Consider the following 13,248-nt stretch of genomic DNA (forward strand, 5'->3'; position numbering starts at 1 on the left):
AATTGTCGAATTGGTCCCGTCACCAGGAATCGAACCTGGATCTGGCGCTTAGGAGGCGCCCGTTCTATCCATTGAACTATGACGAGGACTCAGGGCGCGCATTCTAGCCGTTTGGTGGCGCCTGACCAAGTGCGGCGTCGCCCGGGCGCGGGGGGAGCAGGAAGGCGCGCGGCGCACGCAGCAGGCGGCGAAGCAACAGGCCGCCGAGGCTGCGGCCTTGCTCGAAGGTGATGCGGCGCGCGCGCATCGCCACGCTCAGCGTCAGCGTGAAGCTGACCAGCAGATTCACCAGCCCGATCAGGAGTACGCCCGAGAATGCGATGGCCACCGTGGTCAGCGGCACGGCGAAATCGAGTGCGACCGATGCATAGCCCAGATAGGCCGATGAGAAGGCGATGTGGCGGATGTCGATGGGCAGGCCGAAAAGCACGCCGATGGCGGTCGCACCGCCGAGCAGAAAGCCGAAGAAGACGTTGCCGGCCAGCGCGCCAAGGTTGTTCTCGATATAGCTCACCAGTCGTTCGGCACGCGCTGCACCCAGCAGTCGCCTGGGCCAGCGCAACTGGCGCAGGCGTTGCGGTACTCGGTTGTAGGCCGACAGGTTGTCGTAGAAGGCGGCGATCAGCCCCGACATGAACAGGCATACCCCGGCAATGGCCGCAAAGAACAGCGCTCCGCCACGCGGGTCGATCTCGTCGAGCAGGTGGTGGGCTTTCTCGGGCGACACGAAGTGGCTGCCAGTGGCGAAGTGGATGATCAGGCCCACCATCAGCGCGATCGGGATGGCCACGCCGATGTTGCCCGCGATCGCTGCGGCCTGGCTGCGGATGGTGCGTACGATGAGGTCGGCAAGCTCCTCGAGGTCGCGCCCCTTGCCCTTGGCCTCGCCGATGGAGGCGGCGATGGCATTGGCCGTCATTGCCGGCTGCTTGGTCGCCACCGTGCCGCCCAGCATGTGGATGAGGGCGAAGCCCAGGCCATAGTTGAGGCAGAACGACAGCAACTCGTTGAGTGGTGCCCAGCCCTGGCTGCCGAGCACGATCTTGTTGGCCGCCATGAAGGCGATGATGAGGCCACCGAGTGCGGCCGAGGCGAGCATGCCGAAGTACTCGCCGCGTGAATTGGTGATGTACTTCTCGCCCGTCTTGCTGGCGCTCTCGGTCATGCGCAGCGACAGCAGCTCGACGTTCTTGCCCCAGTAGTCGGAGAGGATGTTCTTGCGGCACTCGGCGCGTACCAGGGTCTTGAACAGGCGCACGATGCGCGGCGCGGCGTCTTCGACCACGCGCCGGGTGCGCAGCTCACCGAGCAGGGCTACCAACTCGTTGATGCGTTCCAGGTGCTGGCGCAGGCGTTCGAGCTTGAAGGTGAGGGTAAGGCTGGTGCCGATGCGGGTGGCACGCTTGCGCACCCGCTGCAGGATCTCGTCGCACTGATGCAGCATCACCATCAGGTGCTTGTCATCGGCAATCAGTGCGCCTGGCGTCGTCCACCAGTCGCTGTAATGCTGGATGTAGCTCAGCAGTTCGGCGTTCTGGGCAAGGAAGGGCGACTCGTGCTCCTCCAGGTTGGGGTCGATGCGCACCAGTTCGCGGTCCAGGCCGATCGCCGAGACATGAAAGGACAGCACCCGCAACGCCTCGAGTACCTCGCGCACGGCCTGGGGCAAGGCGTTGGCATCTTCTTCGAACATCGGCGACTGGTGGCCGACGAGCAGACCCAGGAACGCCACCCAGTCGTCGTCCGGGATGGCATTGACCCACTGCTCGTCATCCACGCGGTGAAAGATCGCCGACAGGAAATCCTTCAGGTGCGTGGTGTCCACCACCTCCGGCAGCAACCGGTTGCCGATGCGGTGAGAGGTCTCGGAGAAGAAGCCCGTCGAAGGCAGCAGGCCCGACGAGACGTACATCGTGACCTGCTTGCGCTCGTTGAAAAGGCGCAGGCATGCGGCGCGCAGGTTTGCGAGCAGGTCCGCCCGCCGCGACAGCAGACGTTGCAGTGCGCGCAGGTTCTCGATGGCTTCGTCGGCCTGGTCGGCCCTGGCCGGACGCAACTTCCCCACCAGGCTTGCCCACAACGCGACCTGATCCTCGTCGTGGTCGCCGAAGCGTTCGAGCAATCGTTCCATATGTCTTTTCCTGATGCTGTTCCGTGTTGCCGTCGGGCGTGCCGCGATGAGCTTGCCACGCCCGCGAAATTGCCGCCTTGGGCGGATTTGTGCACTGCATTATGCGGTAATCCGCCCTGAGCGCCCGCAGCCGGCTAAAATCGACGCCCCTCTCCCGAACCCGCGGCCGATTGCCGCAACCGCGCAGATGCCTCTTCTTTCAGTCGATAACGCTTGTCTCGCCTTCGGTCATGTCGACCTGCTCGATCGCGTCGGTTTCCAGCTCGATGCAGGCGAGCGTGTCGCCTTGATCGGACGCAACGGCTCGGGCAAATCCAGCTTGCTGCGGGTGCTCGCCGGCCAGGCCGCGCTCGATGATGGCACAGTCTGGCGGCAGGCCGAGATGGTCACGGCCTATGTGCCTCAAGAGCCCGACTTCGGCCTCGAGCGCGACGTCTTCGAGACCATCGCCGACGGACTCGGTGGCGCCGCGAAGCTGCTGGTCGATTATCACGCGGCCATGCTTGCGGTCGCCGAGCATGCCACGCCCGAGGCGCTGGCACGGCTCGATGCCCTGCAGCATGCGGTCGAAGCCGCCGCCGCTTGGCGCCTGAACCAGCGCGTCGAGCAGGTCGTCGCCCGCCTCGGACTCGATCCCGCGGCAAAGGTTTCCAGTCTGTCGGGGGGCGGCGTCAAGCGCGTCGCGCTGGCGCGTGCGCTGGTGGCCGAGCCCGATCTGTTGCTGCTCGATGAGCCCACCAACCACCTCGACCTCGATGGCATCCTGTGGCTCGAAGAGCTGATCCGCGACTTTCGCGGTGCGGTCATCGTCATCACCCACGATCGCGTCTTTCTCGACCACGTCGCGACCCGCATCATCGAGCTCGACCGCGGCCGTCTGGCGAGCTACCCCGGGCGCTTTTCCGACTACCAGCGCCGCAAGGCGGAGGAACTCGACGCCGAGGACAAGGCCGCAGCACGCTTCGACAAGTTCCTCGCCCAGGAAGAGGTGTGGATTCGCAAGGGCGTGGAGGCCCGCCGTACCCGCAATGAGGGCCGCGTGCGCCGCCTCGAAGCCTTGCGCCGAGAGCGCGCGGCGCGCCGCGACCGCCTGGGCAGCGTCAGCCTGGCGGTCGATACGGGAGACAAGAGCGGGCAGATGGTTGCCGAACTCACCCACGTATCCAAGCGCTATGGCGACAAGCTGGTGGTACGCGACTTCTCGACCCGCATCATGCGTGGTGACCGTATCGGCCTCATCGGCCCCAACGGTGCGGGCAAGACCACCTTGCTGAAGCTCATCCTCGGCGACGTGGAGCCCGATCAGGGCTCGGTACGCCGCGGCACCCGCCAGAGCGTGGCTTACTTCGACCAGCTGCGCGAGCAACTCGATCCCGAGCTGCCGCTCACCGAGGTCATCAGCCCGGGGTCGGACTATGTCGACATCGGGGGCGACAGGAAGCACGTCATCGGTTACCTCGGCGACTTCCTGTTCGCCCCCCAGCGAGCGCGCTCGCCGGTCAAGTCGCTCTCGGGGGGCGAACGCAACCGCCTGCTGCTGGCACGTCTGTTCGCACGCCCGGCAAACGTGCTGGTGCTGGACGAGCCGACCAACGACCTCGATATCGAGACCCTCGACCTGCTCGAGGAGCTGCTTGCCGGTTACGACGGCACGCTGTTCCTGGTCAGCCATGACCGTGCTTTCCTGGACAACGTGGTGACCCAGGTGATTGCGGCCGAAGGCGATGGGCTCTGGGGGGAGTATGCCGGCGGCTACGGCGACTGGCAGCGCGTACAGGCCATGCGTGCCGAGGCGCAGTCCGCCGCCCAGCAACAAGCTCGTCGTGCCACGGCGCCAGTCGACAAGCCGCGCGCGGCCGAAGCGAAGCCGGCCGCCAATCGCCCGACCAAGCTCTCCTTCAACGAGAAGCGCGAGCTCGACGCCTTGCCCGACCGCATCGCTTCCCTGGAGGACGAGCAGACGCGCCTGCATGCGCGCATGGCAGACCCCGCGCTGTATCAGGACGCACCGCAGGAGGTTGCGCAGGTCAAGGCGCGGCTCGAGGCGATCGAAGGCGAGATCGAGGCGGCGATGCTGCGCTGGGAGGCGCTGGAGTCGCGCGCCGCAGGTTGAGCATGCCTGGCCTGCCGTCGGCGGCCAGCTGGCGATGCGAGCTCAGAACACCCCGATCTGGGCGAACCAGGCCGTGGCCGCCGCTGCAGCAATGACCACTGCGGCATGGAAGATCGCCAGCGCGCGATACCTGCGCGCGATCCGGGCGGGGTCGTGATCGGAGATGAGGTAAAGGCGCCGGCCTGTCGGCCGACGCATCACGTGGACCTCGGGCGCTGCCATCACTTCCTCGTGTAGCCTGCGTACCTCGCGTCGAGCCTGGGAACGCGCGAGCTCCCATTCGCGTACATCGATCTCGCCATTGCCATCGAGGTCGAAGCGCGCCAGCAGGCCGGGGTGGTCGGCCTTCCAGCTGGCCAGCAGCTCGCGCACCTGGGCCGAGAAATCGAAGTCGGTATTGACGCTGCCCAAGGTGGCGAAATCGCCCAGCACATAGATGCGATCGTGGCGGATCAGCGACCACTGGGTATAGCGCATGTCGCCACGGCGTACGACGTCGCAGCGTTTGACCATCATGTCCGCGCCCTCGGGGTCGACCACGCACTGCCCGCTTGCATCCTCGAGCAGGAAGGAGGCATCGCTCTCGTCTACGGTCTCCCGTTTCCACTTGCCGTCGCGTTGGCGTTGCTCGATCAGCACGCGGTACCAGAGCACGGGCAAGCCGTTGATCGGCGAGCGCAGCGGCGTACCGTCGAGCGGCTGGCCGCGTCCTCGCAGCTCGGTATAGCCCTGGGCCGCCGAGGCGATGCGCGAGGTCGGTGTGTCGGCGATCAGGCGTGCGTGGCGCAGCGCGCGCTTCCAGCCGATCAGTCCGGTGGCCAGCAGCACACCCAATCCGGTCACTGCACCCGGCCCTTCGCCTGCGCTGAGGGCGAGCACGACGGCGCCAAACTGCACGAAGGGCAGGATGACGTCCGTCGGTCGATGACGAAGCTGGACCAGCATCAGGCGGTCGTGGTGCTGCGGGCGGGGGGCGAAAGCCTAGCGCACGCTGCGTGTCGGCCGCGTCTCAGGCATTGAAGAGCGCCTTGAGGTCGACGTCGGCCTTTTCCGCCGTGCTGAACTGCAGCAACGGCTGGGCAACATAGTTGAACAGGCGCGCAATGATCAGGTCCGGAAACTGCTCGATGCGTACGTTGTGCACGTTGACCGATTCGTTGTACCACTCGCGGCGGTCTGCGATGCCGTTTTCCAGCGCGGTGATGCGTGTCTGCAACTGCATGAAGTGCTCGTTGGCCTTGAGCTCCGGATAGGCTTCGGCAACCGCGAAGATCTGCCCCAGGCCCGCGCGCAGCAGGTTCTCGGCAGCGCCCAGCGCGGGCACGTCGTGGGCTTCGCGCGCCCTGGCGACACGTGCGCGCGCCTCGGTGACACGGGCCAGCGTTTCCTGCTCGAACTGCTTGTACTGGCGGCAGACCTCCACCAGCTTCGGCAGTTCGTCGTGGCGTTGCTTGAGGAGGACGTCGATGTTCGCCCAGGCCTTGGCGATGTTGTGCTTGAGTTGTACCAGGCCGTTGTAGACCACCACGCTCCAGACCAGCGCAAGGACGATCAGGGCGAGGAAGACCGCATTGCCAATGCTCATTGGACGACTCCTGTGTTGTTCATACCATTGTAGATCGCTGGCATGAACAATCCTGTTACACATGACACGCCTGCCGCGCAACGGCGCGGGCACGGTGGCGTGTGCGTCAGGCAGGCTCCGCGGGCTCTGGAGGCAGCAGGCGTGCGCGCGCCTCCTCAGGTGCACCGAGGCGCAGGAGCAGGGGTTCGCGGCCGAGGTGCAGCAGGGCTTCGATGGCGGCCAGGTCGTCGGGCAGGGCAGGGTCGTCCCAGCCACGGGCAAGGTGCCGGGCAAGGTCGGCGGCGAGCTTGATCGTGCGTACCCTGGGGTTGTCCTGCTGGCTGTCGTCGAGCAGCTGGACGAGGAGTTGCGGCAGGCGCCAGGCACGGATCAAGCCGAGCTGGATCTGTGCGGCGGTGGCGCCCAGCACATCGCGCTGGGCTTCTGCGCTACGCAGACCGCGAGATGCCACCAGCTGTTCCTGAACCCTCAGGGCGAGAGCCGGAGCGTGGATCCAGCAAACGATCTCGGTCGCTTCGTGCAGCAGGGCGGCGACGGTGATTTCCTGTACGTCTAGATCGCGGCGCTGAATGGCGAAATCGCGTGCGTAGTCGGCGACCCGGCGCGCGCGCCCGATCACCTTGAGCACTCCAACCAGGGCCTTGGGCTGGCTTGCCAGTGTTGCCTCGACAGTCGGCAGGTCGCCGAAGGTGCTGAAGAAAGGCTCGATGCCGAGCATCATCACCGCGCGTTCGATGGTGGTGATGTCGTGGTTCTGCGATTCGCGCCGGTTGCGTTCGATGTGGGTGAGCAGTCGCATCGTCAGCAGCGGGTCGGAGAGCACCACGCTGGCGAGCTGCTTGGCACCGACAGACTCCCCGCTGTCACGCAGCGCGGCAAGGTCGAGCATCGTCCGCCGCAGCACCGGCAGGGGCTGGGCCGAGAAATGATCGACATAGGCCTGCACGGATGGCAGGGCCTGTGACAGCGAAGACATGCGGACCTCTGCAGAAGGCGTGTGTTGTGCTGCATTATCGGCCTCCGGCGGGCGGAACTGAAGGGCTGCCTGGGGGCATGCGGCAGGCCAATGGTCCGCCCGTCGCTTGGAGCTATAATTACGGCGTCGAAATGGCCTCACGGCCACGCTACGAACACACAGGAGACGTCCGCATGACCCCCTTCAAGGCCTTCGTGATCGACCAGGACGAGAACCGCAAGGTTGTCAGCCGCATGGGTGCGCTTGCGCCCGAGCAGCTCGACGCTGGCGAGGTGACCATCCGCGTCCATTACTCCAGCATCAACTACAAGGATGCGCTGGCGGCTACCGGGGCGGGCAAGATCATCCGGCGCTTTCCCTGCGTGGGCGGCATCGACCTGTGCGGCGAGGTTGTGGACAGTGCCGATGCGCGCTTCAAGGCCGGTGACAAGGTCATCGCCACCAGCTTCGACATCGGTGTCGCGCATCACGGCGGCTATGCGGAATATGCGCGCGTGCCCGCGGGCTGGGTCGTGCCCCTGCCTGCGGGGCTGGACCTGTTCGAAGCCATGGCCCTTGGTACGGCGGGCTTCACCGCCGCGCTCGGCGTGGTGCGCATGGAGGACAACGGCCTCGCGCCTGCCAACGGCCCGGTCATCGTCACCGGGGCCACCGGTGGCGTCGGCGGGCTGGCGATCGACATGCTGGCCAACCTCGGGTACCACGTGGTTGCACTCACCGGCAAGGAGGCCGAGGCCGACTACCTGAAGATGCTCGGTGCGGCCGAGATCAAGCTGCGATCGGAGATCGATCTCGACAAGGTGCGCCCGCTCGAAGCCGCGCAGTGGGCGGGGGCGGTGGACAACGTCGGCGGTCCGGTGCTGCACTGGGTGCTGGCGACCATGAAGCAGGCGGGCACGGTGGCGAGCATCGGCAATGCGGCCAGCTTCAAGCTCGACACCACGGTGTTCCCTTTCATCCTGCGCGGCGTCAGCCTGCTCGGCATCGATTCGGGCTACATGGGTTTTCCGACCCGCCAGCGCGTGTGGGACCGCCTCGCAACCGACCTCAAGCCGCGTAATCTCGCGGCAGTCACCCGCACGATCGACTTCGATGCCTTGCCAGCGGCTTTCGACGATTTCATCCAGGGCCGCGTCAAGGGCCGCACTGTCGTCCGCATCGGCGCCTGAGCGGGCACAGGTAAAACGGGGGCGAGGTGGTGACGAGCGAAGACGACAAGCTGCCACGCATCCTCGTGGTTGACGACTCGCGCATGGTGCGGGCGACGATCGTCAAGCTCATTCGCGGCCGCTTCGAAGTGCGCGAGGAGCCCGACGGCGAAGCCGGATGGGAGACATTGCTGGTCGATCCGGGCATCGATCTCGTGCTCACCGACATCGGAATGCCGCGCCTGGATGGCTACGGCCTGCTCGAGCGCATCCGGGCATCGAAGGTGGCGCGGGTGCGCGAGCTGCCGGTGGTCATCATTTCCGGCGACGAGGACGAATCTGCCCGTGAGCGGGCGCTCACCCTGGGTGCCAACGGCTTTGTCACCAAAGGGGCGGGCAGTGTCGAGCTCCTCGCCACCCTGACCTCGCTGGTGCGCCTGTCGAAGGCCCAGCTCGAGCTCGAACGCAGCCGTGCCGCGCTCGCCCGCCAGAGTCCGGTTGACCCGGAAACCGGGCTCGCAAGCGAGGGCTACCTGCAGCATCGTGCCAGTCAGGTGGAGGCCGAGTCGCTGCGCCGCCAGACCGACATTGCCGCTCTGGTCATCGAGCTCGACCAGTTCGACGAGCTTGTCGATCGCTACGGCGCGCACGTCGTGCAACTCATCGTGCGCAAGTTGTCGAAGATGCTCACCGGGCGCATTCGCGCCGAGGACACGCTGTCGCAGCACTCGGCCTCGCAGTTCGCACTGCTGTCGCCCGGCATCGATCGCGTTTCGAGCTGTGCCTTTGCGCTGCGCCTGCGCAGCAGCGTCGAGAAGCTGGTGATGGGCTACCGCGAGGAGCGCATCCGCATCACGCTCAGCATAGGCGTTGCCAACGCCGTGGTGGACGGGCGCAGTGCGGTCAGCGAGTTATTGGGCCTGGCGCTCAAGCGTACCGCGGCCGCGCGCGCCGCGGGGGGCAATCGCGTGGTCGCCGATGCCGGCGAGGTGGATGCCGACTCCATCGAGCGTGCGCTCGGCCGCCTCGTCAGCATCGATGGCGCGCTCAGGCAGGTGCGCGCGGGTGCGCGCGACGAGGTCGAGCGCCAGTTGCCCGAGATCATCGCGGCGCTGATGCCGCTGCTCGAATTGATAGAATCAAAGACTCACTGCGGACTGCCGCTCAGGCATCTCGATGCCCTCAAGAACAGAAGCGCAGCCGATGGTGATGATGATGACGGGGAGTCCACCCGGACCTCCATCTGAAGCAGGAGTGGTCGCAGGTTTCGCTGCGCTGTCCCGGCGCTGCGGTGCAGGCAACACGTCATTTGCAGTACAGGGAAAATAGAAGGGAGAGGAAGCAATGACCGATTACCAGCAATTCCACCGCCGTTCCATCGAAGACCGCGACGGGTTCTGGGCCGAGCAGGCCCAGCTCGTGCACTGGAACAAGCCCGCTGAGCAGATCTGCGACTTTTCGAAGCCGCCGTTCGTGAAGTGGTTCAAGGGCGGTGAGACCAACCTCTGCTTCAACGCAGTGGACCGCCACGCCGCCACGCGCCCCAACGACCGCGCGCTGGTGTACATCTCGACCGAGACCAACGAAGAGAAGGTGTATTCCTTCGCCGAGCTGCAGCGCGAGGTCGAGCGCATGGCGGCCATCTACCAGGACCTCGGGGTCAAGCGCGGCGACCGCGTGCTGATCTACATGCCGATGATCGCCGAGGCGGCCTTCGCGATGCTCGCCTGCGCACGCATCGGTGCCATCCACTCGGTGGTGTTCGGCGGTTTCGCCGCCGGCTCGCTCGCCACTCGTATCGATGACGCCAAGCCGGTGCTGATGGTCAGCTCGGACGCCGGCATGCGCAACGGCAAGCCGGTGCCTTACAAGCACCTCGTGGACGAGGCCTGCAAGCTGGCCGAATTCCCGCCGGCCAAGGTGCTGATCGTCGACCGCGGCCTGGACAAGGGCTTCCCGCGCGTCGAGGGCCGTGACGTCGATTACGCCGAACTGCGCGCCCGGCACATGGATGCCCAGGTGCCGGTCGTGTGGCTGGAGTCCTCCGAGCCGAGCTACATCCTGTACACCTCCGGCACCACTGGCAAGCCCAAGGGTGTGCAGCGCGACACCGGCGGTTACCTGGTCGCGCTCGCCTCGACCATGCCGCACATCTTCACCGGCGAAGCCGGCGAGACCATGTTCGCGACCTCCGACATCGGCTGGGTGGTCGGTCACAGCTACATCATCTATGGCCCGCTCATCGGCGGCATGGCCACGATCATGTACGAAGGTACGCCGCTGCGTCCGGACGCGGGCATCTGGTGGCAGATCGTCGAGAAGTACAAGGTCAGCGTCATGTTCTCGGCGCCCACCGCGGTGCGCGTGCTCAAGAAGCAGGACCCGGCCTTCCTCAAGAAGTACGACCTGTCCTCGCTCAAGCACCTGTTCCTGGCCGGCGAGCCGCTCGACGAGACCTCGCACGAGTGGATCATGCGCGAGCTCGGTATCCCGGTCATCGACAACTACTGGCAGACCGAGACCGGCTGGCCGATGCTCGCCATCTGCCGCGGTGTGGAAGACAGCCCGATCAAGCTCGGCTCGCCCGCCTTCCCGGTGTATGGCTACGATCTGCGCATCTTCCGCGAGGATGGCAGCGAGTGCGGCGCCAACGAGAAGGGCATCGTCGGCATCGTGCCGCCGCTGCCGCCGGGCTGCCTGTCCACCGTGTGGGGCCAGGACGAACGTTTTGTGTCGACCTACTTCTCCACCTTCCAGGACCCGGTCGTCTACTCCTCTTCCGACTGGGGTATTCGTGACGACAAGGGCTACTACACCATCCTCGGCCGCATGGACGACGTCATCAACGTCGCCGGCCATCGCCTCGGCACCCGCGAGATCGAGGAGGCGGTGCAGACCCACCCGGCGATCGCCGAGGTTGCCGTGGTCGGTGTGCACGACGAGCTCAAGGGCCAGATGCCGATGGCTTTCGCGGTGGTGAAGGACGCCAGCACGGTCGATACCGCCGAGAAGCGCGCTGCGCTCGAGAAGGAGGTCATGAAGAAGGTGGACGAGAGCCTCGGTGCCATCGCCCGTCCGGCCCGCGTGCACTTCATCAACGGCCTGCCCAAGACGCGCTCGGGCAAGATGCTGCGCCGCTCCATTCAGGCGCTGGCCGAAGGTCGCGACGCGGGCGACCTGACCACCATCGACGACCCGAGCACGCTCGAGCAGATCAAGGTGGCGCTGAAGGGCTGAGTTCGTTTCAGTCAGCGTTGAATGGGGCGCTTCGGCGCCCCATTTGTCTTCGTGCGGGGGGTTCAGGCCCGGGCTTGGTGCTCGCCTGATCGAGCGCGCTCGAGACCGGCATCGACTTCCTGCTGCACGACACGCCAGATCGGGCGCAGGATGAAACGCATGTTCTTGATCACGCTATTGACGTCGAGTACCGAGGGGACGCGTGCACCACGATGTTCGACCGCGTCGCCAATGCGGCGGATGTCCACGCCCAGCTTGGCGAAGTGGCTGGCCAGGCGCGGTTCGGTGAGTACGAACAAGGTGTCGATGTCGTGACGGTGCGCCAGTGCGATGGCGCTCATGTACAGGCTGATCGGGATGTAGGGGAAGCGCGGCTGTTCGCGCGAACCGAAGTCGTCGTCGTTGATCGGCGCTGCCTCGCGGTCTTCGCCGCGCCGGCGGCGATACCGCGAGCGCACGGCGAGACGGGAAACCTCGGCAATGCGGCCGCGGGGCAGGGCGGCAGGGTCGATGATGCGGCGATCGAGCACCTCAGCGCAGGTGTGCTCGAATGGCAGGGGCTTGGCGGGATCGTCCGGGTCGGTGAGCACGATGCGTACGCAGCCCACGGGTTCGTGCGGTTCGTCCCTGGTGCGCAGCAGGCAGTGAAGGCTGTGCGCGTCGTAGGTGTCGATCTCCCGCTTGTCCGGGCGCTCGGGCTCGAAGTGCAGGTCGGAGCAGTAGACCTCGTGCCGGATGCCGAACACGAGATCGCGCGTCGCCTGGTCGGTCGCCGGGATCAGCTCGAAGTACTTCTTGAAGCCGTGACCCAGGTTGAAGCGGTCAAGGAGAGACATGTTCAGTTTCCTTGTCTGAGGAGGTCGACGATCGGCGTGGCGCCGACGCGTCGTGCCGGGAAGAGTGCGGCGAGAGTGGTGGCGACCAGGCCGACGAGGCATGCGCCCAGCACGACGGAGGGCACGACGCGGATCATGGCGGTGTAGCCGACATTGGCGTTCGGCGGCGGCGGCATCGGGATGCCGATTGCCGAGATGGTCACCGCCAGGAAGATGCCGATCAGCGCGCCGAGCACGGCGCCGGCCAGCCCCAGAACCGTGTTCTCCACGACCAGCAGGCGGAAGATGTCGCGCCTGCGGTTGCCGAGCGCCTGCATGGTGCCGAACTCGGCCTGGCGCTCGAATGCGGCCATATTGACGCTGTTGGCGACCGACAGCAGCACCATTACCAGGATGATGCCCTGCAGGACACCGAACTGGCGCTCGTAGAGCCCGAGCGTCTTCTCGTAGAAGTCCGACAGCATCTTCCAGTCGAAGACTTCGAACTGAGCTGGGTCGACCAGCGCGGCTACTGCCGCATAGGCGCGCGCGGTGTCCTCGGTGCGGTGCAGGGTCGTCACCAGCATGTTGGCGCCGTCGGTGTAGAGCAGCTCGCGTGCGGCGGCGAGCGGAACGCGCACGGCGCGCGAATCGAACTCCTTCGAGAAGCTCTGGAAGATGCCGACCACCTCGAAGTCGAGCGTGTTGACCGCGCCTTCGGCCGTGTTGAGCACGAGCACGATGGAGTCGCCTACCTCCAGGCTCATGGCGTGCGCCACCCCCTGGCCGATGACTGCGCCGAACAGGTCGTCATCCCGCAGCTGGCGGCCGGCGAGGATCTCCAGCGCGGTACCCAGGCGTGCTTCCTTGTCGGGTTCGATGCCTTCGCCAACGATGCCCAGGTCTCGCCGGCCATTGTTGAGCACACCGGCAAAACTCAGCCGCATCGAGACCTCCTTGACTTCGGGCAACGCAGTGATGCGTGCGGCCAGGGCCTCGGGGTCCGGGATGAGGTAGTTTTCCGGCTGGCGGGTACCCTTCTCGCGGAAGTCCTTGCGGAACACCTGTACGTGCCCGGTCTGCGAGTGGATGATCGATTCGCCCAGCTGCACGAAGATGTCCTGCACGAAGCCGCCGGACACGATCAGGCCGGATACGCCGAAGATGATCGCGGCCAGCGTCATCGCGGTACGGATCTTCTGGCGCAGCAGGTTGCGGATGGCGAGCCGGATCAGCATGCGGC

The 13,248-nt window shown here is 66.0% G+C and carries 10 protein-coding genes and 1 tRNA gene; 4 read left to right on the forward strand and 7 right to left on the reverse strand.

Translation table 11 applies throughout. The features are described from left to right. Positions 1-11: 11 nt before the first annotated feature. Together LQF09_RS06260 and LQF09_RS06265 are read right to left on the reverse strand one after the other, a co-directional pair. Positions 12-86 (reverse strand) — tRNA-Arg (locus LQF09_RS06260). A gap of 17 nt (positions 87-103) precedes the next feature. Then, positions 104-2,131: a site-specific recombinase gene (locus tag LQF09_RS06265; protein ID WP_270069460.1), complete on the reverse strand. Its 2,028-nt coding sequence runs from the start codon at positions 2,129-2,131 to the stop codon at positions 104-106. A gap of 187 nt (positions 2,132-2,318) precedes the next feature. Between LQF09_RS06265 and LQF09_RS06270 the strand changes: the two genes are divergently transcribed. Next, positions 2,319-4,244, forward strand: coding sequence for an ATP-binding cassette domain-containing protein (locus LQF09_RS06270; RefSeq protein ID WP_270069461.1), 1,926 nt, complete (start codon positions 2,319-2,321; stop codon positions 4,242-4,244). Positions 4,245-4,286: 42 nt separating this feature from the next. On the opposite strand, the gene LQF09_RS06275 is transcribed toward LQF09_RS06270, so the two are convergent. From LQF09_RS06275 to LQF09_RS06285, 3 genes are all read right to left on the reverse strand, one after another. Beyond that, entirely contained in the window at positions 4,287-5,189 is a 903-nt protein-coding gene (locus LQF09_RS06275; RefSeq protein WP_002927655.1) for a hypothetical protein, read from the reverse strand. A gap of 64 nt (positions 5,190-5,253) precedes the next feature. Continuing rightward, positions 5,254-5,829, reverse strand: a complete 576-nt coding sequence (locus LQF09_RS06280; protein ID WP_002927652.1) for a LemA family protein — start codon at positions 5,827-5,829, stop codon at positions 5,254-5,256. Positions 5,830-5,935: 106 nt separating this feature from the next. Beyond that, positions 5,936-6,805: an HDOD domain-containing protein gene (locus LQF09_RS06285; RefSeq protein WP_270069462.1), complete on the reverse strand. Its 870-nt coding sequence runs from the start codon at positions 6,803-6,805 to the stop codon at positions 5,936-5,938. A 173-nt stretch (positions 6,806-6,978) separates the two neighbouring features. On the opposite strand from LQF09_RS06285, the gene LQF09_RS06290 reads away from it, so the two are divergent. The 3 genes from LQF09_RS06290 (at position 6,979) to LQF09_RS06300 (ending at position 11,190) form a co-directional block, all read left to right on the forward strand. Further along, entirely contained in the window at positions 6,979-7,974 is a 996-nt protein-coding gene (locus LQF09_RS06290) for an oxidoreductase (protein WP_270069463.1), read from the forward strand. 26 nt (positions 7,975-8,000) lie between these two features. Beyond that, the gene (locus LQF09_RS06295; protein WP_270069464.1) at positions 8,001-9,200 is read left to right on the forward strand and encodes a GGDEF domain-containing response regulator; all 1,200 of its coding nucleotides are present in this window, start codon (positions 8,001-8,003) and stop codon (positions 9,198-9,200) included. 97 nt (positions 9,201-9,297) lie between these two features. Continuing rightward, positions 9,298-11,190, forward strand: a complete 1,893-nt coding sequence (locus tag LQF09_RS06300) for a propionate--CoA ligase (protein WP_270069465.1) — start codon at positions 9,298-9,300, stop codon at positions 11,188-11,190. Between the two features lie 62 nt (positions 11,191-11,252). Here LQF09_RS06300 and LQF09_RS06305 read toward each other — a convergent pair whose 3' ends face one another. Together LQF09_RS06305 and LQF09_RS06310 are read right to left on the reverse strand one after the other, a co-directional pair. After that, complete coding sequence (locus tag LQF09_RS06305; protein ID WP_002943692.1) at positions 11,253-12,026, reverse strand: PEP-CTERM/exosortase system-associated acyltransferase; 774 nt, start codon at positions 12,024-12,026, stop codon at positions 11,253-11,255. Between the two features lie 2 nt (positions 12,027-12,028). Then, a complete protein-coding gene (locus LQF09_RS06310) occupies positions 12,029-13,243 on the reverse strand; it encodes an ABC transporter permease (RefSeq protein WP_002927630.1) in 1,215 nt (404 codons plus the stop codon). Positions 13,244-13,248 lie beyond the last annotated feature (5 nt).

Source organism: Thauera sp. WB-2, from assembly GCF_027594845.1.
GTDB lineage: Bacteria > Pseudomonadota > Gammaproteobacteria > Burkholderiales > Rhodocyclaceae > Thauera > Thauera mechernichensis.